The sequence below is a fragment of the Streptomyces sp. NPDC054849 genome (assembly GCF_053610945.1).
In genome coordinates, this window is sequence record NZ_JBSGZI010000002.1 from 135,360 (window position 1) to 156,954 (window position 21,595).

Below are 21,595 nucleotides of genomic sequence, written 5' to 3' on the forward strand. Positions count from 1 at the left end.
TGAGGGGTTCAGGGAACGGAATCACGACGGCCCTCCGCCCCGGCAGGGGCGAAGGGCCGTCGGCACGGCTATCTCAGGTGGTCGGGCCCAAAGGCCTGGGGCAGCATCTCCGCCAGCGGGAGGACCCCGTCCGGAGTCTCCACCAGCAGCTCGTCGCCGCCGAATTCGTAGAGCAGCTGGCGGCAGCGGCCGCACGGGACGAGGATCTCGCCCTTGCCGTCCACGCACGTGAAGTGCGTGAGGCGGCCGCCGCCGGTGGCCTGGAGGGAGGAGACCAGCCCGCACTCGGCGCACAGGCCCAGCCCGTAGCTGGCGTTCTCGACGTTGCAGCCGGTCACGACGCGGCCGTCGTCCACCAGGGCGGCGACCCCGACCGGGAAGCCCGAGTACGGGGCGTACGCCCGGGTCATCGCCTCCCGGGCGGACGTCCGCAGGGCTTCCCAGTCCACCGCCGGGCCGGACGTCACTTGCCCTGCCCCTTGCGGTACGGCATGCCGTCCGCCTTGGGCATCCGCAGGCGCTGCGCCGAGAGCGACAGCACCAGCAGCGTGACCACGTAGGGCGTGGCGCTGACGAACTCGACCGGGACGGTCTCCGTGCCGAGGTACCAGATGAACACGCCGACACCGATGACGACGGCGATCGAGGAGGTGACCCAGCGCTTCTGGTACGCCTTCCAGGCCGCGATCGCGACGAGGACCGCGAACAGCAGCAGGAGCAGCGCGTGCACGGACTCACCGCCGCCGCGCAGCTGGAGCGCGTCGGCGAAGCCGAACAGGCCCGCGCCCATCGCGAGGCCGCCCGGCCGCCAGTTACCGAAGATCATCGCCGCGAGGCCGATGTAACCGCGGCCACCGGTCTGGCCCTCGTTGTAGATGTGCGAGGTGACCAGCGAAAGGAACGCGCCGCCGAGACCGGCGAGGCCGCCGGAGACGATCACGGCGATGTACTTGTACTTGTAGACGTTGACGCCCAGCGACTCCGCCGCGATGGGGTTCTCGCCGCAGGAGCGCAGCCGCAGACCGAACGAGGTCTTCCACAGCACGAAGTACGTGCCGACGAGCAGCAGCACGGCGACGATCGTCAGCAGCGAGATATTGGTGACCAGGCCGCCGAGGATGCCCGCGAGGTCCGAGATCAGGAACCAGTGGTGCTTCTCGATGTCTGCCAGCCAGTCGGACAGGCCTGGGATGCTGATCGAGGTGATGTCCTCGGCCGGCGGGGACTGCTTGGGGCTGCCGCCCTTGGCCGCTGCCTCACCGGTGTTGAACCACAGCTTGGCGAAGTAGGTGGTGACACCGACCGCCAGGATGTTGATCGCGATGCCGGAGATGATGTGGTCGACGCCGAAGGTGACGGTGGCGACCGCGTGCAGCAGACCGCCGAACATGCCGCCCACGATGCCGGCGAGGACGCCGATCCACGGGCTGGTCTGCCAGCCGGCCCAGGCGCCGAAGAAGGTGCCGAGGATCATCATGCCTTCGAGGCCGATGTTGACCACACCCGCCCGCTCGGCCCACAGACCGCCGAGACCGGCGAGGCCGATCGGTACGGCGAGCGAGAGCGCGGCGCTGATCTGGCCGGCCGAGGTGAGGTCCTGCGCGCCGGTGAGGGCCCGGACGGCGGAGAGGGCGATGAGCCCGCCCGCGACGATCAGCAGGATCCAGGGCAGGGAGAGGCGGGTGCGACCGCCCTTGCCGCCGGCCACCTTGGGGGCCGCGGGCGGCGGGGTGGAATTCGCCGTGACGGTCACGCCGACACCTCCGTCGTTTCGTTGGAACGGGCCTGGGCGGCGAGCTTCTCGCCGACCTGGCGCTGCTGACGCTTGAGGCCGTACCGGCGGACGACCTCGTAGGCGATGACGACGCAGAGGACGATCACGCCCTGCATGACGCCGACGATCTCCCTGTCGTAGTCCTCGAACTCCAGCTGCTGGCCGCCGCGCTCCAGGAAGCTCCAGAGGATCGCGGCGAGCGCGATGCCGATCGGGTGGTTGCGGCCGAGCAGGGCGATGGCGATACCGGTGAAGCCGATGCCGACGGGGAAGTCGCCGCCGAACTCGTGCGAGTCGTTGAGCAGGGTCGGCATACCGATCAGACCGGCGATGGCGCCGGAGATCAGCATGGAGGTGACGACCATCTTCTTGACGTTGACACCGCTGGCGGCGGCGGCCGTGTCGGACTGGCCGACGGTGCGCAGGTCGAAGCCGAAGCGGGTGCGGGAGAGCGTGAACCAGTACGCGACACCTGCGAGGACCGCGAACACGACGAAGCCGTAGATCGGGGTCGGCGTGGTCGGGAACTCGAAGAAGTGCGAGGACTCCGGCAGCGGGGTCGTGGCGATCTTGGTGCCGGCCGCGTCCAGATGACCGAGGCGGCCGGGCTGGAGGAGGTAGGCGATGATCGAGGTCGCGATGAAGTTGAGCATGATCGTCGAGACGACCTCGCTCACACCCCGGGTGGTCTTGAGGACACCGGCGATGCCCGCCCACATGGCGCCGACGATCATCCCGATGATGATGATCAGCGGGATCTGGACGATGCCCGGCAGCGTCAGCGCGCCACCGACGGCGGCGGCGAAGAAGGCGGCGAGACGGTACTGGCCGTCGACACCGATGTTGAACAGGTTCATGCGGAAGCCGATGGCCACCGCGATGCCCGCCAGGTAGTACGTCGTCGACTTGTTGATGATGTAGACCTGGCTGTCCGACTTGACGCCGTAGTCGAACATGATCCCGAAGGCGCTGAACGGCTCCTTGCCGGTGAACGCGAGCACCAGGGCGGTGATCAGAAACGCGGCGACGATCGCGAGCAGCGGGGCCGCGATACCCAGGAGCAGCCGCTCCTTGTCGATCTTCTTCATCGGGCCTCGTCCTCCGGGCCGTCGGTGCCCTCAGGGCGGTCTTCGTGCTCAAGGTGTCCGGCGGCGGCACCGGTCATGGCCGAGCCGAGCTCCTCCGGGGTGATGGTGGCCGGGTCGGCGTCCGCGACGAGTCGGCCGCGGTACATCACGCGCAGGGTGTCGGAGAGGCCGATCAGCTCGTCCAGGTCTGCGGAGATCAGCAGCACCGCCAGGCCCTCGCGGCGCGCCTCGCGGATCTGGTCCCAGATCTGCGCCTGCGCGCCGACGTCCACGCCCCGGGTGGGGTGCGCGGCGATCAGCAGCTTGGGGTTGTGGCTCATCTCCCGGCCGACGATCAGCTTCTGCTGGTTGCCGCCGGAGAGCGAGGCCGCGGTGACCTCGATGCCGGGCGTGCGGACGTCGTACTCGCGCACGATCCGCTCGGTGTCCTTGCGGGCGGCCTTCAGGTCGAGGATCGGGCCCCGGGAGTTCGGGGTCTCGGTGACGTGGCCGAGGATGCGGTTCTCCCAGAGGGGGGCCTCCAGGAGCAGACCGTGCCGGTGGCGGTCCTCGGGGATGCAGCCGATGCCGTCCTCGCGACGCTTGCGGGTCGGCGCGGTGGAGATGTCCTTGCCGTCGAGGGTGACGACGCCGTGGTCCGGGTGGCGCATCCCCATGACCGCGTCGACGAGCTCGGACTGGCCGTTGCCCTCCACGCCGGCGATGCCCAGGACCTCGCCCTTGTGGATGGTGAAGGTGATGCCGTCGAGCACCGCGCGGACGGTGCCGTCGGGGTCGACGGCGCTCAGCGACAGACCGTCGACCGTGAGCATCGGGACGTCCGTCACCGTCGACTCGCGGGTCTCCGGGGAGGGCAGCTCTGAGCCGACCATCAGCTCGGCGAGCTGCTTGGTCGTGATGTGCGCCGGGTCCGCCGTGCCTACCGTCGTGCCGCGCCGGATGACGGTGATGTCGTCGGCGACCGACAGGACCTCGCCCAGCTTGTGCGAGATGAAGATGACGGTGAGGCCCTCGGCCTTCAGCTCCCGGAGGTTGTCGAAGAGTGCGTCGACCTCCTGCGGGACCAGGACCGCGGTGGGCTCGTCGAGGATCAGCGTGCGCGCGCCGCGGAACAGGACCTTGAGGATCTCCACGCGCTGCCTTTCGGCCACACCGAGATCCTCGACGAGGACGTCCGGGCGGATGCCGAGTCCGTACGCGTCCGAGATCTCCTTGATCTTGGTGCGGGCCTTGTCGCCGATGCCGTACAGCTTCTCGGAGCCGAGGACGACGTTCTCGAGGACGGTGAGGTTGTCCGCGAGCATGAAGTGCTGGTGCACCATTCCGACGCCACGGTCGATGGCGTCGCCGGGATCGTGGAAGACCACCTGCTCGCCGTCGACCGTGATGGTCCCCTCGTCCGGCTTCTGCATGCCGTAGAGGATCTTCATCAGGGTCGACTTGCCCGCGCCGTTCTCGCCCACGAGGGCGTGCACGGTGCCGCGGCGCACGGTGATGTCGATGTCGTGGTTGGCCACGACTCCGGGGAAACGCTTGGTGATGCCGCGGAGTTCTACGGCGTTGGGACTGGAGGCTTTGATGGCGCACTCTCCAAGGACGGGAGCGTGGGAGGACGAGGCTGGGACGGGGCTCGGACGAGGCGGGGAACGGTACGGGGACGCGGGCGCTGGTGGCGAAAGCTACCGTGCGACCAACCATGCTACGCGCGTAGCATTGGCAAAAATGTTCAACTGCCCGCAGGCATACACGGAAAGGGGCCCGGAGTGTCGGCCGAAGCCGCTCCGGGCCCCCAGTGTGACCCGTGTCAGAGGGTCGTGGCGACCTTGATCTGGCCGTCGACGATCTTCTTCTTGGCCTCGTCCAGCTGGGCCTGGATGTCCTTGAGGTGGTCACCCGTGGTCGTCAGCGAGACACCGTTCTCGGCGAGCGAGTAGGTGTTGGTGCCGGTCATCGGCTTGCCGTCCTGGACGGACTTGACGAGCTCGAAGACACCGGTGTCGACGTTCTTGACGACCGAGGTCAGGATCGAGCCGGCGTACTTGGACAGGGCCGGGTCCTTGGCCTGGTCCGAGTCGACGCCGATCGCCCACGCGCCCGGCTTGGCGGCGACGGCCTCGATGGCTCCGGCGCCGGAGCCGCCCGCGGCCGCGTAGACGACGTCGATGCCCTTGTCGAGCATGCCCTTGGCAGCGGCCTTGCCCTTGTCCGGGGCGCCGAAACCGGACATGTCCGTGCCGGTGGACAGGTACTGGATCTGGACACTGGCGCCCGGCTTGGTGTCCTTGACGCCCTGCTGGAAGCCGGCGGCGAACTTCTTGATCAGGGGGATGTCCACCCCACCGATGAAGCCGATCTGGCCGTCCTTGGACTTCAGCGCGGCAGCGACACCGGCAAGGTAGGAGCCCTGCTCCTCGGTGAAGACGATCGAGGAGACGTTCGGCTTCTCGGAGACGGAGTCCACGAGGCCGAAAGTGGTCTTCGGGTACTTGGCCGCGGCCTTGTCGATCGCGTCCTTGTAGGCGAAACCGACACCGATGACGGGGTTGAAGCCGCCCTCGGCGAGGGAGGCGAGACGCTGCTCGCGGTCGGCCGGGGTCTCACCGGTCTTGGCGGTGAGCTCCTTGGTCTCGACACCGAGGTCCGCCTTGGCCTTGTCCAGGCCACGCGCGGCGGAGTCGTTGAAGGAGTTGTCGCCGCGGCCGCCGACGTCGTAGGCCATGCCGACCTTGATTTTGCCGTCGCCGGAGCCGGAGCTCTCGGTGGACGACTCACCGCAGGCGGTGGCGGTGAGAGCGAGTGCCGCAGTCGCGATGGACGCGGAGAGGATCTTGGATGCCCGGCGCAAGAGGAGGGTCCCTTCGAGACTGACCGAAAGCGCCTCTTCCGGCGCTGGTTTCGCGGCGATCGTAACGCGCGTAGATGTCAGTTAAAGGCCCGTTCATCAGTCGTTATCGGATCGTCGCGAACCGAACAGTGACCGATCGGTAACTCTCGCACGTCCAGCCCTTGCGTCCCAAGGGCTGGACTCGCCTGCAATCAGATCACCCACGGTGTATCGAACCGGACCGCCACGCCGTGTCGCCCCCCACCGACGGCGTACCCAACCGGACCGCCGCGCGGCGGTGACCCCCTCCTCCGCAGCCGCTCAGCAGCCCCGGAACTCGAGACGTCCCTCCCGGGACGCACCGACCCACCCCCTCACACCGGCGCAGCATGACCCCTTTCCGGACACCGCGGCTCCGCGGAACGTCCCGGCCCCACACGGGCACAGACTCGACCCGCCGGCTGCAGGGTCCCGCACTCGCCTTGCGGGCCATGCGATCACGGGTGACGAGCAACCGATCAGGCACCGGATACGGAATTCGGAATTCACTGCCCCGATGACGGGAATCCGGCCAAGCCGAAATTCACCCCGCCCCTGTGACCTGAGTCACGTGCGGAATATTCCAGTTGACTCCGGCACCCGGACAGACTCAGATGATCTTCACAAGGAAGGGCTGCCGCCGATTGACCACGCGGCCGAATTTCTCGCATGACCAGATTCGATTGACTACCGGGGGAAGTTGAAAAATGAAGAACAGGCTTGTTGCAGGCATGGGTGGATTCGTACTCGCGGCCGCGTCCTTGGCTCTCGCGACACCGGCTGGCGCCGCCACATCGGGGCCGTCCGGCGACATGGGCAAGTGCGACGCCTGGAAGTCGCACAGCGCACCCTGGGGCGGCTCCGCGAAGTGCACCGGCATGGCCAGGGCCGACACCTTCCGCGTTCAGCTGACCTGCATCAACTCGCGCGGTTCGCAGTACACGGTGCTCGGACCCAAGAAGAAGAACAACGAGACGTCCAGCGCTGTGTGCTCGTCGGACCCCAACGTCGGCGTCCTGTACGTCAACGTGATCCAGAGCGCCTGAGCATCCGCGCCCTGCCCGCACACGGAGGAAGAACAGTGAACAAGCTCAAGCTCGCCAGCATGCTCGGGATCGCCATCGCGGCAGGCTCCCTCATTACTGCGCCCACGGCTTCCGCCGCGCAGAACGCCCCGTCCGCCGTCAATTGCAAGACCTGGTCTTCGGGCAAGACCGGGTACGTCAGGTGCACCGGAATGCTTCCGCTCATCGAACGAGTGCGGGTGAATGTCACCTGTATCGATTCGCGAGGGTCGAAGGCCGTTGTCCACGGGTCCGGAAAGGGTAACGGAGACACGTCTTCGGCTACGTGCCCCGACAATCCGAATGTCGGCCTTTACCAGGTCGGCTATAACCGTTGGCGGGTCGACGGCTCCTGGGCGCCTGCCGAATAAAGGAACGCTGAATAGAAAGGAGCGGGCCGATTCCGGTCCGCTCCTTTCCCTGCTGTGTCCGGCCCGTGATCAGCGCCCGGACGGCGTCAGCGCGCGACGTCCGTCGAGCAGTACGGCGGCCGTGAAGAACTCCACGCCGACCCCGATCGCGGACTCGTCCACGTCGAAGTCCCCCCGGTGCAGATCGCGCTTGGCGGTGTCCCCGGGCGTACGGACCCCCAGACGGGCCATGGCGCCCGGGACGTGCTCCAGGTACCAGGAGAAGTCCTCCCCGCCCAGGCTCTGCTCGGTGTCCTCGACCGACTCGGCGCCGCAGCGGACCGCCATCGCCTCGCGCAGCAGCTCGGTGATCACCGGGTCGTTGACCACCGGCGGCACCCCGCGCACGTGGTTGATCTCGAACTTGGCTCCGTGCATGGTCGCGATCTCGTCGATCGCCGCGTGAATCATGTCCGGCGCCTCGTGCCAGGCGCCCAGGTCCAGACAGCGCACGGTTCCGGACAGCTCGGCGTGCATCGGGATGACGTTGCAGGCGTGCCCGGCCTCGATCCGGCCCCAGGTGACCGACATGCCCGAGCGGGCGTCCATCCGGCGGGCCAGCAGGGCCGGGGCGTCGACGGCCACGCGGGCGGTTGCGGTCACCAGGTCGGTGGTCAGGTGCGGCCGCGCGGTGTGCCCGCCGGCGCCGGAGAGACTGACCTCCAGCCGGTCGCAGGCGGAGGTGATGGGGCCGGGCCGCAGACCGATCCGGCCCGCGTCGACCCGGGGGTCGCAGTGCACGGCGACGATCCGGCCCACGCCGTCCAGGACCCCGGACTCGATGGCGTCGGTGGCCCCGCCCGGGAGCACCTCTTCGGCCGGCTGGAAGAGCAGCCGTACGGGGCGGGGCAGCAGGCCCTGGCGATCGAGTTCGGCGAGGACCAGGCCGGCGCCGAGGACGACCGCGGTGTGCACGTCGTGGCCGCAGGCGTGGGCGCGGTCGGGGAAGGTCGAGCGGTACGGGACGTGCGTCTTGGCGTCCGGAATGGGCAGGGCGTCGATGTCCGCGCGCAGGGCCAGCATCGGCCGGCCCCCGTCCCAGGTGCCGACGTCACAGATCAGGCCCGTGCCGGACTTCAGCACCCGTGGTCGCAGGCCGGCTTTCTCCAGCCGGGCCTTGATCGCCGCGGTGGTACGGAATTCCTGGTGCCCGAGCTCCGGGTGCATGTGCAAGTCACGGCGGAAGGCGATCAGTTCGGCACGCAGGTGGTCCGGAAGTGTGCCGGGCAGCTCGGGCCGGTCGGACGCGGCGGGCTGGGCGGTCTGGGACTCGCGGGACATCAACTGGTTCACCCGTTGAAGGGTAGGCGCACGGACGGGTCAACTGGCCGGGGATCAGCAAAAGTTCATGCCGTTAGGGGAAAGAAACCCGGCCTCTGGCGCATGACCGGGTGCTCTGGGGGGTAAACTCGCGCGCTCATCCGGCCGTAGGAGCCGCCTGAGCGGGCAGTCTGCGCACATCACGGGCGGTGTCGCTGACTCCGGCAAGGAAGCTGCGGGCGCGCGCGGAGGCGGACCCGGTCAGCCAGGCGGGGTCGACATCGCATATGGCGACCGTCACACCGGTACCGGTCAGTGCGTAGGGCAGCGTGTGGACGACCGTGGACGGAAAGCTGACGATCGTTGCGCCGACCGGACCTCGCCGGGCGATCAGCTCCAGCGGCAGGTCCGGGCGGACGATCTCCAGCCCGGTCGCCCGGCTCAGCGCGCGCAGCTTCTCGGGGGACTCGCGGCGGTGCGCGAAGTAGCGGGTCGCACCGTGCTCCAGGGTGAGCGCGCGCACCGCCTCCAGATAGCGGGCCGGGTCCACCACGCCGGTCTCCACCAGCGAGGTGCCGACCAGGTCGGTGCCCTTGGTCAGGCGGGGCGGGCCGAAGCGTGCGCGGGTCCAGGCGAAGTCGTTGACCCGCAGCGTCATCCCGGTGCCGTGGGCGGTGACGGGCATCGAGCTGAACACCTCGATGCTGCGGCCGGAACGTGCGGCCGGGGTGAAGCGGCGGCGCGCGGTCGCCGAGACGGGCGCGTACGCCAGCTCGCGGACGCGTCCGGGCAGCCCTCCGCCGCCGACCCGGTGCCAGCGCACGAGGCGTTCGCCGCGGGCGGTCTGGGCGACGAACTCCATGGTGGCGGTCCCGTCGTCGACCACCACGAGCTGCTCGGCGCGCACGAGGGTGAGCAGCAGCTGGACGTAGCGTGAGAAGGGGTCGCCGACGACGACCGTGCGCGCCGCGCGCACGTCGCGCGCCAGCGCGGCGAGCGCCTTCAGCGGCGCGAACCGGCTGCCGCGCGCCTCCTGCCACCGGACCTCGTACCCCTCGTCCCGGGCCAGCGCGGCCATCCGGCGCAGCTGGCCGCGGGACATCGGGTCGGTGGGCGGCAGGACGACGATCCTCAGGGGCGGCACATCGCCCGCCGGACGGGGGCCGGGGGCGGGAGCGGGAGCTGCTGCCGGGGGCGGGGCTGCGGCCGCTGCCGGGGCTGCAGCCGGGGGCGGGGTTGCGGCTGCTGCCGGGCCGGGCTCCGTCCCGCCGGGGCGGCGGACCCGCTGGCTGGGGACACCGTCCAGACGCGGCCCCTCGGGGCGGGGGTCCGCCGGGGTGCCCGGCGCATACGCCCACTCCAGCACGTTCAGGAGTTGGACCGGGCTCTCGACGAACGCCAGGGTGGAGGCGGAGGGGGTCACCACGTACTCCTAGTCGGTGGGCGGAACGCGTATGCGCCGGGCCGGAGGTCAGACGGCTGCCAGCTCGCCCCGGACGCGGCGGAGCTTCCTCATGGGGCCCAGCTCGGACTCGTAGACCCGCTTGACCCCGTCGCCGAGGGCGGTCTCGATGGTGCGGATGTCGCGGACCAGGCGGGCGAGGCCGCCGGGCTCGACGGAGGCGGCCTGGTCGGAGCCCCACATCGCGCGGTCGAGGGTGATGTGCCGCTCGACGAAGGCGGCGCCGAGGGCGACGGCGGCCAGGGTGGTCTGCAGGCCCGTCTCGTGGCCGGAGTAGCCGATCGGGACGTTGGGGTACTCCTCCCGAAGGGTGTTGATCACGCGCAGGTTGAGTTCCTCGGCCTTGGCCGGGTACGTCGAAGTGGCGTGGCAGAGAAGGATGTTGGCGCTGCCGAGTACCTCCACGGCGTGGCGGATCTGCTGCGGGGTGGACATCCCGGTGGACAGCACGACCGTGCGGCCGGTGGCTCGCAGCGCGCGCAGCAGCTCGTCGTCGGTGAGGGAGGCAGAGGCCACCTTGTGGGCGGGGACGTCGAACTTCTCCAGGAAGGCGACCGCCTCGGTGTCCCACGGGGAGGCGAACCAGTCGATGCCGCGCTTGGCGCAGTGGTCGTCGATGGCGCGGTACTCGGCCTCGCCGAACTCGACCTTGTGGCGGTAGTCGATGTAGGTCATCCGGCCCCACGGGGTGTCGCGTTCGACGTCCCACTGGTCGCGCGGGGTGCAGATCTCCGGGGTGCGCTTCTGGAACTTCACGGCGTCGCAGCCGGCTTCGGCGGCGGCGTCGATGAGCGCGAAGGCGGTGCCGAGGTCGCCGTTGTGGTTGATGCCGATCTCGCCGACGACGTAGACGGGGCGGCCGGGGCCCGCGGTGCGCGATCCGAGGGTGCGCAGGCGCGAGTCGGGAGTGGAGGTCGTCATGGCAGGGGGCGTCCTTCGGTGCGGGGGTGTGCGGGATGCGGGCTGCGGGTCGGGGTGGGGGGCCGGGCGTGGGGCGGGATGTGGGGCGGGGTGTGCGACGGGGTCTGTGTCGGCGCGCGGGTCGAGCAGGGGGGCGAGCAGCTGGGCGCGGGCCAGGTCGTGCGGGTCGTCGACCTCCAGGACCCGCGAGGGGTCGGTGGCGACGGGCAGGGTGCGGCCGAAGAACCGGTGGCGCGCGGTGCGGAAGCCGGCGGCGTCCATGGCGTAGGCGGCCCCGGTCTCCAGCAGGTCCTGCGGCCGGTCCTGGCGCCGGGGGCGGCACGACGGGGCGTGGTTGACCCCGTTCCCGGAGCCGTCGGCCCCGTCCCGCCAGAGGAAACCGTGGAAGGGCGCCACGGTCAGGGCCGAGTCGGCCGCGCCGGAGGCGACGGCGGCGGCGACCGATTCGACGTCGGAGGCGCTGATGAAGGGGCTGGTGCACTGGACGAGGAGGACCACGTCCACGGTGAGGGAGTGCAGTTCCTCGAAGGTGTCGAGCGCGTGCAGGAGCGCGGCCTCGCTGCTCGCGGTGTCGCCGGAGATCGCGGCGGGGCGGGCGATCACGGCGGCGCCGGCGGAGCGGGCGGCGGCGGCGATCCCCGCGGCGTCGGTGGAGACGACCACGTCGGTGACGGTGGGCGCGGCGCGGCAGGCGAGGACGGCGCGGGTGACGAGCGGGGTGCCGGCGACCTCGGCGAGATTCTTGCCGGGGACTCCCTTGGAGCCGCCGCGGGCCGGGATCACCGCGAGGACCCTCACAGCTCCCCCAGCCTGCGGATCACCGGGGCCACGCGCTGCACACCGTGCCGGTACGCACCACGGGCCGCCTCGCGCAGGTGGGCACGGAGCCGGCGGCGCAGCCGCGACTCCCCGGCCGCCCCGCGCACCGCGCCGGGCAGCGGGGTGCCGTCGGGCGCCAGGTGATGCCGGGCGAGGATCCCGGGCAGGTACCCGGGGGCGGTGGTGAGCGTGTAGTACGGCGCGGGCGAGGGCAGCCGGGCCACGGCCAGCAGCCCGGCGACCTTGGCCCGGGCGAGGGCGTAGGGATCGTCACCTACGGCGGGCCCGGCAGGCGCGGCGGCCACGGCAGGTACGGCGGGCGCAGTGGCCACAGCAGGCGCAGCAGGCACGACGGCCGTGGCCGGCAGCCGGGGCGCGGTCGCGCTGTGAGCAGCGAGCGCCGCCCCGGCCGGACCCGGCGGTCTGGGCGCCTGCGCTGCACTCGCCGCTGTGGCCGAGCCCGCCCCGGCCGGCCGACGCGCGCCAAAGCTCGGCGCGGCGGGCGCCGGTCCGGCCGGGCCGTGGACTTCGGGCCCCGGGCGGGACGCAGCCGTCAGCGGGTTCCCCCACCCATGGGCGGCGGCCCCGGCCGCAGCCGGGCCCTGCGCGGCGCCACCCCGCGCGGGGGTCGTCGCCTCAGCCGGGACCGGGGCGGTAGGCCTCGGCGCAGCCGGGGTGGCGGAACTCGGCGCAGCCGGAGTGACCGGACCCGGCGCAGCCGGCCCGGCGGAACCCGGCGCAGCCGGACCGGCGGAACTCGGCGCAGCCGGGGTGGGCGGGGGGCGGACTCCCTGCGAAGCGAGCCAGTCCGCATCCCCTTCCGGGAGGAGACCCGCGTCGAGCTGGTCCCACGAGGCCAGGCAGCCGGAGCCCAGGAAGTGGTGGTTGCCGAGGGCCTCGCGGATGCCGAGGTCGGTGAGCACCGCCGTCGGGATGGACCGGTGCAGGGACTCCAGGGCGGCGGTGGACGAGACGGTGACCAGCAGGTCGGTGCCGTCCAGCACCTCGCCCATGTTCCCGTACACCAGACGGCAGTTGGCGGGCAGTCCACCGGGAAGCCGCTCCGCGAGCCGCTGGTAGGGCTGCTCCTCCAGGTGCGTGGTGTGCTCCCCGGGCTTGCTGCGCAGTTTGACGAGCACCTCGCGCTCCGGGTGCAGTCGCGCGTGCCGGGCCGCCCGCTCCAGCAGGTAGGCGCGGTCGGCGCGGCTGTCGGGTACGGAGGGCTGCACGGCGAAGACCACCGTGAGGGCCCGGTTCCCGACCGGCTCGTACCGCGCCCCGCCGAGGAAGGGCAGCGCGGTCTCGGTGACGGCGCCGGCGTCCGCGCCCACCCCTTCGTACACGGCGCGGAAACGCTCCGCGTCGTGCCGGGAGTTGGCGAGGACGAGGTCGGCCCCGTGCCGCAGCAGCAGCCCGTCGGCGAGCTTCTCGTAGACGACGCCCACATAACCGGTGACGAGTACGGGCCGTTGCGCCGGGGCGGGCCACAGGGCGCGGGCCCCGTGCAGGACGGCCTGGACGGCCCCGCCGACGAGGGCGAGGACGACGACGTCGTAGCGCTCGCGCTCGATCTCGGCGAGGAACCCGGCGCAGGTCACCTCGGACAGCAGGTCGGCCCGCACGCCCACCTCGCCGAGCTGGCGCGCGGTGGGGGTGGCGCGGCCGCGCAGCAGGTATCCGGTGAGCTGGTGGTCGGGCACGAGACGGCGGGCGGTGAGTGCGCCCCATTTCCATCGCGTATCGGAATCGGCGAGCACGGCGACGCGTTTGCGTTCTGGCACGCGGCAGAAGCTATTCCGCAATTTCGGTGATCGGCCCAACGAGCGCACAACAGCGGGTTAACAACGCGTCGATGGAATGCGAAAGCGTACGGGTTAACTCGCCCGCCCCGCGCCGTTCACAAGAAATCCCCATCCCGGCCACAGTGAATGCCGGGCGGCACCCTAATGTCTCGCGGGTGCCCAAGCTCTCTGTTGTCGTGCCGTTCTACAACGTGCAGACATACGCACCGGATGCCCTGAGAAGTCTCGAAGTCAACGCACGGGAGGATTTCGAGTTCCTGCTCGTCGACGACCGTTCGACGGACGGGACGCCCGACCTGCTGGAGCGGGCGGCGCGCGAGCTGCCCGGGGCGGTGCACCTCAGACGCGAGCAGAACGGCGGCCTGGCCACGGCACGGAACACCGGTCTGGACGCGGCGCGCGGCGAGTACCTGGCCTTCGTGGACGGGGACGACTGGCTCGCCCCCGGCCACCTGGCCCGGGTACTGGCCGCCATAGAGGCTTTGAACTGCGATTTCGTCCGCACGGACCATGTGCGGTGCACCGGCCGGTCGCGGAGCGTGCAGCGCGTCCCCTTCGGTCCCCAGTCGGTGGTCGCCGACCCGCGCACCGCGATCCTGCCCGCCGACCGGGCCACCTCGGTGGACTATCCGTACGCCTGGGCCGGCATGTACCACCGTCGGCTGCTGGACCGCGGGCTGCTGCACTTCACCGACGGGCTGCGGACGGCGGAGGACCGGCCGTGGATCTGGCGGCTGCACCGGGAGGCGCGCTCCTTCGCCGCGGTCGGACTGCCCGGAATCTTCTACCGACGCGGGGTTTCCACCTCGTTGACGCAGATCGGGGACGAACGGCAGCTCGATTTCATCCGCGCATTCGATCAAGTGTTGTCGGACGTCATCGCCGACCGGGAATCCGAACTGCTGCTCCCTAAGGCCGTCCGTTCGTACTGTGCAATCATCGCGCACCATTTCGGATCCATCGAAAGGTTCGAACCGGCCGTGGCCGGGAGACTCCGCTCGATGAGCGCGGCTGCGCTCGGGCGCATGCCGGGGGGCGTGCTGGACCACGTGCTGGATTCGATGGACATCGAACGCTCCACCGTGTTGCGCCGCCTGCGCGGCAGCCGCCGTACCCCGTCGGGAGCGACCGCCTGATGCCCACGCAGATCTTCCTGGCGTCCACGCTCTACGGTGCGGCCACGCTCGCGGCGGGCATCGACGCGGACGGCTTCCCGCCCGCCGGCCGCCGGATCCTGCTGACCAGCAACCACGCCGTCACCGCCGAGGTCACCCCCGGGCTCGCGGTCATGCCGGGCTTCGCCGCCCTGCGCACCCGCTTCGACGAGGTGCTCGACTGGAACCGGTTCATCGAGCCCCAGCACCCGAGCACCTGGGCCCCGCGCGCCGAGGACGTCCCGATCTGGGAACGGCAGCTGCGCACGCTGTGGGGTCTCGGCGAGGACCGCGTCGAGCTGATCGTGGAGTCCCTGCAGGTGCCGCCGGCGCAGACCCTGTGCCGGCTCTTCCCGGGCGCGGCGGTCGACGTCTACGCCGACGGGCTCATGAGTTACGGACCCACCCGCTTCCGGCTCGATCCGCAGCTCGGCATGCGGGTGCGGCGGGTGCTGCACCTGGACCTGGTGCCGGGGCTGGAGCCACTGCTGCTGACGGAGTTCGGGGTAAGGGTGGAGCTGGTTCCGGCGGAGCCGTTCCTCAAGGTCCTCGCCGAGCTCGCCGACGCCACCAAAGCGGCCGACTTCACCGAGGCCGCCGGTCTCACCGAGGCCGCCGGAGCCCGGCGAGCCGCCGAGCCCGCCGCGTCCGGACCGGAGCCGGCGCAGTCCCCCGCCCTCCTCCTCGGCCAGTACCTGTCGGCGCTCGACCTGATGAGCCTGGCCGAGGAGGAGGAGCTGCACGCGTCGATGGTCCGCGGCGCGCACGCCCTGGGCCACCGGGAGCTGGTCTTCAAGCCGCACCCGGGCGCCCCGGCCGCGTACGCCCGCCGGGCGCAGGAGGAGGCCGCGCGGCTCGGCGCCCGTCTGACCGTGATCGCCGCCCCGGTACTGGCCGAGACCCTCTACCAGCGGCTGCGCCCGGCGCTGGTCGTCGGCTGCTTCTCCACCGGTCTGCTCACCGCCGCCACGCTCTACGGGCTGCCGGTGGCCCGCACCGGCACGGAAGCGGTCCTGGCCCGCCTGACCCCGTACCCGAACAGCAACCGCGTCCCGCTGGCACTGGTCGACGCCCTGCTCCCGGACCTCGCCGACGCGGAGGCGGTCCGGGCCTGGACTCCCCCGGCCCCCGGACAGGTCCGGGCGGAGACCGCCGGGCTGCTCACCGCGGTCGGGTTCACGATGCAGCCCCGGATCCTGGCCGCGCACCGGCCGGCGGCCGAGGTCTACCTCACCCGGCACCTGACCCCCCGCACCTGGCGGTACTTCACCCGCCACCGGCTGACCTCCCTGGGCCTGCCGGGCGGCATCCCGGCCCGGCTCTCGTTCCTGCCGCGCAGCCGGGCGGTGCGCCGGGCCGTGCGGCGGATGGGCTGGCTGCGCCGGGTGGTCAGCTGAGGGCATCGGGTGAGGCATCGGCTGAGCACATAGCCGAGGGGCCTCAGTCGAGGGGCGTCAGTCGAGGGGTCTCAGCCGATGTCCTCAGCTGACGGCGAGCTTGGCCGCGAAGCCCAGGAACAGCACGCCGGCCGCCGAGGTCGCCCCGGCCGACAGCCGCTTGCGGCGGCGGAAGGCCTCCGAGAGGCGGGTGCCGCCGAATATCAGCAGCGTCAGGTAGAGGAAGCTGCCGGTCTGCAGCAGCCCGCCGAGGACCAGGAACGACAGCGCCGGGTAGGCGTAGGACGGGTCCACGAACTGCACGAAGAAGGACATCAGGAAGAGGATGGCCTTCGGGTTGAGGAGACTGATCAGCAAGGCACGCCGGTAGGGCCGCTCGTTCTCGGCCGGGTCGGCGGCGCCCGCGGCCCGCGCCTCGTCCCGCTCCCTACGCGTGCGCCACAGCGCCCACGCGCCCCGCATCATCCCGACGGCCAGCCAGGCCAGGTACCCGGCACCGAGGAACTTCACCACGGTGAAGACGAGCGGGCTCGCGCGGAGCAGCGCCCCGGCGCCCACGGCGGTCAGCAGCATCAGCACGGCGTCGCCGGTGAACACCCCAGCGGCGGCCTTGTATCCGGTGCGCACCCCGCGACGGGCGGCGACGGACAGCACGTAGAGCGAGTTCGGGCCCGGCAGCAGAATGATCAGCACCAGGCCGGCGAGATACGTCGGAAGATCGGTCACACCCAGCATGCGCAGGAGTGTCGCATAAGGTTGCACCTGTCGACTCGGGGGTTTCACCAGGTGGAACTGCTCGGCTCGTACGTCCCCCACACCTCCCGCAGCGCCCCGCACACCTCCCCCACCGTGGCCCGGGCCCGCAGTGCCTGCTTCATCGGATAGAGCACATTCGCCGTCCCGGCCGCCGCCTCCCGCAGGGCCGCGAGCGCCGCCGTCACCCCCGCGCCGTTGCGCTCCTCACGCAGCCGCGCCAGCGCCGCGCACTGCCGCGCCTCGATGGCCCTGTCCACGCGCAGCGGCTCGTACCGCTCCTCCCGGTCCAGCGCGAAGCGGTTGACGCCGACCACCACCCGCTCCCCGCTCTCGGTCTCCTGCGCGATCCGGTAGGCGTTCCGCTCGATCTCGCCCTTCTGGAACCCGGCCTCGATCGCGGCCACCGCCCCGCCCAGTTCCTCGACCCGCCGCATCAGGCCGCGCACCTGCTCCTCCAGCTCGTCCGTCATCCGCTCCACCGCGTAGGACCCGGCGAAGGGGTCCACGGTGTGCGGCACGTCCGTCTCGTACGCGAGGACCTGCTGGGTGCGCAGCGCGAGGCGGGCCGACTTCTCCGTCGGCAGCGCGATCGCCTCGTCGAAGGAGTTGGTGTGCAGCGACTGCGTGCCGCCCAGCACGGCGGCCAGGGCCTGCACGGCCACCCGTACGAGGTTCAGCTCCGGCTGCTGCGCGGTCAGCTGGACCCCGGCCGTCTGGGTGTGGAAGCGCAGCATCAGCGACTTCGGATCGCGCGCCCCGAACTCCTCCTGCATGACGCGGGCCCAGATCCGCCGGGCCGCGCGGAACTTCGCGACCTCCTCCAGAAGGGTGGTGCGGGCGACGAAGAAGAAGGAGAGCCGGGGCGCGAACTCGTCGACCACCATCCCGGCCGCCAGGGCGGTGCGGACGTAGGCGATGCCGTCGGCGAGGGTGAAGGCCACCTCCTGCGCGGGCGAGGCCCCCGCCTCGGCCATGTGGTAGCCGGAGATGGAGATGGTGTTCCACCGGGGGATCTCGGCCCGGCAGTAGCGGAAGGTGTCCGCCGTCAGCCTGAGCGAGGGCTCGGGCGGGAAGATGTACGTGCCGCGCGCGATGTACTCCTTGAGCACGTCGTTCTGGATCGTCCCCGTCAGCTGTGTGCCCGAGATGCCCTGTTCCTCCGCAACCAGCTGATACAGCAGCAGGAGCAGCGCGGCGGGGGCGTTGATCGTCATGGAGGTGGAGACCCGGTCCAGGGGGATCCCGTCGAACAGCGTCCGCATGTCGTCGATGGAGTCGACGGCGACCCCCACCTTGCCCACCTCGCCGTGCGCGAGCGGCGCGTCGGAGTCGTGTCCCATCTGCGTCGGCAGGTCGAAGGCGACGGACAGCCCCGTGCCGCCGCCCTCGATGAGCTGCCGGTAGCGGGCGTTGGACTCGGTGGCCGTGCCGAAGCCTGCGTACTGCCGCATCGTCCACGGGCGGCCGGTGTACATGTTCGGATAAATCCCCCGAGTGTAGGGGAAGTCGCCCGGCGCCCCCAGGTCGGTCTCCGGGTCCCATCCCGTCAGATCGCCGGGCCCGTAGACCGGTTCGATGGGAATTCCGCTCTCGGTCTGTGCCATGTGACGAAGTCCTCCGTAGAGCAACCGGGCCCGGGGCTGATACAACCTTGCCCGCGCGTCGCTTCGTAAGGCTGCGGACGGTTGCTGGTCACAATGGCGCAACATCCCGGATCCCTGTGCAACTCTCCACGCGCGCGAGGCATCACCTAGATACACGACGTAGAAACCGGGGGACTGCAATGCAGCGCCAGAGACTCATAATCCGCACGATCGGGGTGGCAACCGCCGTCGCGCTCGCCGCGACCGCCTGCGGGCCGCAGAAGACGGAGTCCGCCGGCTCCGCCTCTCCGGCTTCGTCTTCGCCCACGGCGGGCGCCTCCCCCGAAGCCTCCCCGACCACCGACGACAAGCCCGGCGAGGCCTCGCCGTCGGCGTCGCCCTCCGCATCGGCCTCCCGCTCGGCCTCTCCTTCGCCCTCGGTGAAGCAGATCATGGCCAACGGCGACGACAGCGATCAGGTGCGCGAGCTCCAGGCCCGTCTGAAGCAGCTGAAGCTGATGACGGTGGCGCCGACCGGCTTCTACGGCTCTAAGACGACGGCCGCGGTCAAGACCTTCCAGTCGAAGCACGGCCTGAACGCGACCGGCTCGGTCGACGAGGCCACCTGGAAGAAGATCCAGAGCTCCAGCAAGAAGCCCACCGCCGACGAGCTGCGCCCGCCGACGGTCAACGAGGTCGACGCCCCGGACCCGCGCTGCATGGAGGGCCGGGTCATGTGCATCAGCAAGGAGAGCCGCACCCTCGCCTGGATGATCGACGGCAAGGTCATCTCGACGATGGACGTGCGCTTCGGCTCGGAGAACACCCCGACCCGCGAGGGCGTGTTCAACGTGGGCTGGAAGGCCAAGGACTGGACGTCGACGATCTACCACACGCCGATGCCCTACGCGATGTTCTTCAGCGGCGGCCAGGCGGTGCACTACTCGGCCGACTTCGCGGCCCGCGGCTACAACGGCGCCTCGCACGGCTGCGTGAACGTCCGGGACAAGGGCAAGCTGTCGAAGCTGTTCGACGACGTGAAGGTCGGCGACAAGGTCGTCGTCTACTGGTGAGTCCGGCGGCCCGGGACCGGGATCCGGTCCCGGGAGGGTCGAAGCACCCGATGTCGGTCGCAGCAGGTTGACGGGGTGCGCAGCAGCCCGACGAGGATCGCAATGGGCTACGTGGGTCGCAGTGGGCTACGTGGGTCGAAGCAGGTCGTCGGGATGCGCAGCAGGCCGACGAGGGTCGAAGTAAAGGGCGCGGGCAGGGCCGGGGGAACGTGCCCCGCCCGCGCCGGTTGCGCAGAGCCCAGGGGTACGGGGGGAACCCCGGCTCATGCGCGGCCGATGACCAGTCGGCTCGCTATGTACTGCGCCACCGGTTCGAAAAGTGTTACAGGCGGGTCAGCACACGGATCAGCGGCCGGCGTCCGGGGCCGCCGAGGTCTGCGGGACCGCCCGTTCCAGGGTGGTGGCCCTGAGCGGCCCGTCCCGCAGCGGGGAGTCGCTGCGCTTGCCCCCGTCGGAGTTCCCGTCCAGCACCGCCTTGCAGTAGTCCGGGATGCGGGTGAGCCCGTCGGCCAGACGCGAGAGCCGCTCACGGCGGTCGTCGTCGAGACGGCCCGTCCGGTACCCCTCGCAGAGGCTCACGGCCTTGAGGCGGTTCTGCTCGCGCTCCTTGCCGACGTCGCCGCTCCCGAAGGTCTCGCCTTCCCCGTCCTTGCCGCCCGCCCCGGTCAGCCCGTCCTGGCCGTCCTTGTGCGAGCCACCGGTGGACGAGGTGCCCGCCGAGGTCCCGGCGTCGGCCCCGGGTCCGGGAGTCGTACGCCCGTCCGCGTGGGGCGGCTGCGGCGTACCGGAGGCGGCCGCCGTGTTCGAGCCGTCCGGCGGCAGGGCGGGCAGCAGCTTCGGGGTGAGGGTCGGGGCTCCGGTGCCGACGCCCGGCGCAGCCGTCTCGTCGGCGCTGACGGACATCGCCGGTCCGGGTCCCGCGCTGTCGTGGCGGGACCGCTCCAGCAGCCCGGCGCCCATCGCGGCGGCCAGGCCGCCGACGGCGACGCTCGCCAGGGCGGCGGCCAGGCCGAAGCTCACGGTGCGGCCGCGCCGGTGGACGACGGGTACGGGGGCGGTGCGGCCGATCTCCACGAGCTCGTCGAGGGATTGGCCGGATCGGACGTCGCCGGGCAGCGTCGCCGAGGGGCCCGGGGCGCCGTGCGCCGCGCGGAAGGCGGCCACCGCCGCGGCCTCGCCGGGCAGTTCCACGCCCGCGGCCGGGGACGGAGCCGCGGCTCCCAGGGATTCCAGGGCGTCCAGGGCGGCGCGCAGCCGGGCAGCCTGCATTCGGGCACGCGGGTCAGCGGCAGGCCCCGCAGGTTCCGCCGGTTCACCGCGCAGCAGTCTGTCCGCCGTGGCTTCGTCCAGCCACCTGTTGCGCTCGTCGGCCATCACATGTCCTTCTGCGTCCGCCAACGTGAATGCGTCACACCGGTTTGTTCCACGAAGCCCCCACCTCGGCCACGCTGTGCGGGTACGGCGTCGAGATCCCTCCCGCCCCCGCCGTCCCACGCCTGGCCATCGGCATTATGGCCGACCCGTCCGGCCGGCTCGGAGCCGGTGTCCAAGTCCGGCCCGAACCCGGACTCCGCGCCCTCGGCGCAGAGCAGCTCGGCCAGCTTCTTCAGGCCCCGGTGCGCGGCGGTCCGTACGGCGCCGGGCCGCTTGCCGAGGGTCTCGGCCGCGCTCTTGGCGTCCAGCCCGACCACGACCCGCAGGACGACGGCCTCGGCCTGGTCCTGCGGAAGCTGCGCGATGAGCGCCATGGTCCGGCCGGTCGAGAGGGACTCCATCGCCGCGCCGGCGGTGTCGCACTCGGCGGCCCAGCCGGTCAGTTCCGTGTCGTCGCCGCCGATGGCCGGGCGGCGGCCGCGCATGCGGATGTGGTCGAGGGCCCGGTTGCGGGCGATGCGGGCGGCCCAGCCGCGGAAGCGGTCGGCGTCGCCGGTGAAGGAGTCGAGGTCGCGGGCGATCTGCAGCCAGGCTTCCGAGGTCACGTCCTCCGCGTCGCCGTCTCCGACGAGCGTGCGTACGTAACCGAGCAGGCGTGGGTGCACCGCGCGGTACACAGCACGGAACGCGTTCTCGTCGCCGTCCTGTGCCGCGAGCACCACAGCGGTCAGCTCCGCGTCGTCCCCCAGCAAAGTCCCCAACCCGTTCACTGTCCTGTACGTGTGGCGCAAATCA

At 71.2% G+C, this 21,595-nt stretch carries 18 protein-coding genes and 1 pseudogene; 5 read left to right on the plus strand and 14 right to left on the minus strand.

Annotated elements, in window-relative coordinates; translation table 11 throughout:
* Positions 1-68: 68 nt before the first annotated feature.
* The 5 genes from ACWGIF_RS02000 to ACWGIF_RS02020 all read right to left on the minus strand — a co-directional run bounded on the left by ACWGIF_RS02000 (position 69) and on the right by ACWGIF_RS02020 (position 5,707).
* Positions 69-467, minus strand: coding sequence for a cytidine deaminase (locus tag ACWGIF_RS02000; RefSeq protein ID WP_453489572.1), 399 nt, complete (start codon positions 465-467; stop codon positions 69-71).
* Positions 464-1,753 (minus strand): ABC transporter permease, encoded by a 1,290-nt coding sequence (locus ACWGIF_RS02005; RefSeq protein WP_453489575.1) that lies wholly within the window; start codon positions 1,751-1,753, stop codon positions 464-466. The genes ACWGIF_RS02000 and ACWGIF_RS02005 overlap by 4 nt, the downstream gene beginning before the upstream one ends.
* A complete protein-coding gene (locus ACWGIF_RS02010; protein ID WP_453489578.1) occupies positions 1,750-2,862 on the minus strand; it encodes an ABC transporter permease in 1,113 nt (370 codons plus the stop codon). The genes ACWGIF_RS02005 and ACWGIF_RS02010 overlap by 4 nt, the downstream gene beginning before the upstream one ends.
* Positions 2,859-4,442 (minus strand): ABC transporter ATP-binding protein, encoded by a 1,584-nt coding sequence (locus tag ACWGIF_RS02015; protein ID WP_453489707.1) that lies wholly within the window; start codon positions 4,440-4,442, stop codon positions 2,859-2,861. The genes ACWGIF_RS02010 and ACWGIF_RS02015 overlap by 4 nt, the downstream gene beginning before the upstream one ends.
* Before the next feature lie 224 nt (positions 4,443-4,666).
* Positions 4,667-5,707, minus strand: coding sequence for a BMP family lipoprotein (locus ACWGIF_RS02020; RefSeq protein ID WP_453489581.1), 1,041 nt, complete (start codon positions 5,705-5,707; stop codon positions 4,667-4,669).
* Positions 5,708-6,456: 749 nt separating this feature from the next.
* Here ACWGIF_RS02020 and ACWGIF_RS02025 point away from each other — a divergent pair.
* Entirely contained in the window at positions 6,457-6,771 is a 315-nt protein-coding gene (locus tag ACWGIF_RS02025; RefSeq protein ID WP_453489584.1) for a hypothetical protein, read from the plus strand.
* Positions 6,772-6,806: 35 nt separating this feature from the next.
* Entirely contained in the window at positions 6,807-7,160 is a 354-nt protein-coding gene (locus ACWGIF_RS02030; RefSeq protein WP_453489587.1) for a hypothetical protein, read from the plus strand.
* 69 nt (positions 7,161-7,229) lie between these two features.
* Here the strand turns inward: ACWGIF_RS02030 and ACWGIF_RS02035 are convergent, their stop codons facing one another.
* The 5 genes and pseudogenes from ACWGIF_RS02035 to ACWGIF_RS02055 all read right to left on the minus strand — a co-directional run bounded on the left by ACWGIF_RS02035 (position 7,230) and on the right by ACWGIF_RS02055 (position 13,442).
* On the minus strand, positions 7,230-8,480 hold the full coding sequence (locus tag ACWGIF_RS02035) for an amidohydrolase (protein ID WP_453489710.1): 1,251 nt from the start codon (positions 8,478-8,480) through the stop codon (positions 7,230-7,232).
* Positions 8,481-8,616: 136 nt separating this feature from the next.
* Positions 8,617-9,882, minus strand: a complete 1,266-nt coding sequence (locus ACWGIF_RS02040; protein WP_453489590.1) for a hypothetical protein — start codon at positions 9,880-9,882, stop codon at positions 8,617-8,619.
* A gap of 48 nt (positions 9,883-9,930) precedes the next feature.
* Positions 9,931-10,842, minus strand: coding sequence for an N-acetylneuraminate synthase family protein (locus ACWGIF_RS02045; RefSeq protein WP_453489713.1), 912 nt, complete (start codon positions 10,840-10,842; stop codon positions 9,931-9,933).
* A gap of 408 nt (positions 10,843-11,250) precedes the next feature.
* Positions 11,251-11,640: pseudogene (locus ACWGIF_RS02050) on the minus strand (acylneuraminate cytidylyltransferase family protein); the annotation flags it as partial.
* On the minus strand, positions 11,637-13,442 hold the full coding sequence (locus tag ACWGIF_RS02055) for a DUF6716 putative glycosyltransferase (protein ID WP_453489593.1): 1,806 nt from the start codon (positions 13,440-13,442) through the stop codon (positions 11,637-11,639). The gene ACWGIF_RS02055 and the pseudogene ACWGIF_RS02050, both read right to left, overlap by 4 nt.
* A 176-nt stretch (positions 13,443-13,618) precedes the next feature.
* On the opposite strand from ACWGIF_RS02055, the gene ACWGIF_RS02060 reads away from it, so the two are divergent.
* The gene (locus ACWGIF_RS02060) at positions 13,619-14,599 is read left to right on the plus strand and encodes a glycosyltransferase family 2 protein (protein WP_453489596.1); all 981 of its coding nucleotides are present in this window, start codon (positions 13,619-13,621) and stop codon (positions 14,597-14,599) included.
* Positions 14,599-16,014 (plus strand): polysialyltransferase family glycosyltransferase, encoded by a 1,416-nt coding sequence (locus ACWGIF_RS02065; RefSeq protein WP_453489599.1) that lies wholly within the window; start codon positions 14,599-14,601, stop codon positions 16,012-16,014. The genes ACWGIF_RS02060 and ACWGIF_RS02065 overlap by 1 nt, the downstream gene beginning before the upstream one ends.
* Before the next feature lie 84 nt (positions 16,015-16,098).
* Here the strand turns inward: ACWGIF_RS02065 and leuE are convergent, their stop codons facing one another.
* Together leuE and ACWGIF_RS02075 are read right to left on the minus strand one after the other, a co-directional pair.
* Complete coding sequence (gene leuE, locus ACWGIF_RS02070; protein WP_453489602.1) at positions 16,099-16,749, minus strand: leucine efflux protein LeuE; 651 nt, start codon at positions 16,747-16,749, stop codon at positions 16,099-16,101.
* A gap of 44 nt (positions 16,750-16,793) precedes the next feature.
* Complete coding sequence (locus tag ACWGIF_RS02075; RefSeq protein WP_453489605.1) at positions 16,794-18,374, minus strand: acyl-CoA mutase large subunit family protein; 1,581 nt, start codon at positions 18,372-18,374, stop codon at positions 16,794-16,796.
* A gap of 179 nt (positions 18,375-18,553) precedes the next feature.
* Between ACWGIF_RS02075 and ACWGIF_RS02080 the strand changes: the two genes are divergently transcribed.
* Positions 18,554-19,426 (plus strand): L,D-transpeptidase family protein, encoded by an 873-nt coding sequence (locus tag ACWGIF_RS02080; RefSeq protein ID WP_453489608.1) that lies wholly within the window; start codon positions 18,554-18,556, stop codon positions 19,424-19,426.
* Between the two features lie 345 nt (positions 19,427-19,771).
* Here ACWGIF_RS02080 and ACWGIF_RS02085 read toward each other — a convergent pair whose 3' ends face one another.
* Both ACWGIF_RS02085 and ACWGIF_RS02090 read right to left on the minus strand, forming a co-directional pair.
* Complete coding sequence (locus tag ACWGIF_RS02085) at positions 19,772-20,800, minus strand: hypothetical protein (RefSeq protein ID WP_453489610.1); 1,029 nt, start codon at positions 20,798-20,800, stop codon at positions 19,772-19,774.
* The gene (locus ACWGIF_RS02090; protein ID WP_453489716.1) at positions 20,800-21,552 is read right to left on the minus strand and encodes an RNA polymerase sigma factor; all 753 of its coding nucleotides are present in this window, start codon (positions 21,550-21,552) and stop codon (positions 20,800-20,802) included. Before ACWGIF_RS02090 ends, ACWGIF_RS02085 begins: the two co-directional genes overlap by 1 nt.
* Positions 21,553-21,595: the final 43 nt, after the last annotated feature.

Coding starts and splice junctions, on each gene's coding strand:
- ACWGIF_RS02025 (WP_453489584.1), top strand. CDS start 6,457: ATGGGTGGATTCGTACTCGCGGCCGCGTCCTTGGCTCTCGCGACACCG.
- ACWGIF_RS02080 (WP_453489608.1), top strand. CDS start 18,554: ATGCAGCGCCAGAGACTCATAATCCGCACGATCGGGGTGGCAACCGCC.
- ACWGIF_RS02085 (WP_453489610.1), bottom strand. CDS start 20,800: ATGGCCGACGAGCGCAACAGGTGGCTGGACGAAGCCACGGCGGACAGA.
- ACWGIF_RS02065 (WP_453489599.1), top strand. CDS start 14,599: ATGCCCACGCAGATCTTCCTGGCGTCCACGCTCTACGGTGCGGCCACG.
- ACWGIF_RS02045 (WP_453489713.1), bottom strand. CDS start 10,842: ATGACGACCTCCACTCCCGACTCGCGCCTGCGCACCCTCGGATCGCGC.
- ACWGIF_RS02075 (WP_453489605.1), bottom strand. CDS start 18,374: ATGGCACAGACCGAGAGCGGAATTCCCATCGAACCGGTCTACGGGCCC.
- leuE (WP_453489602.1), bottom strand. CDS start 16,749: ATGCTGGGTGTGACCGATCTTCCGACGTATCTCGCCGGCCTGGTGCTG.
- ACWGIF_RS02035 (WP_453489710.1), bottom strand. CDS start 8,480: ATGTCCCGCGAGTCCCAGACCGCCCAGCCCGCCGCGTCCGACCGGCCC.
- ACWGIF_RS02010 (WP_453489578.1), bottom strand. CDS start 2,862: ATGAAGAAGATCGACAAGGAGCGGCTGCTCCTGGGTATCGCGGCCCCG.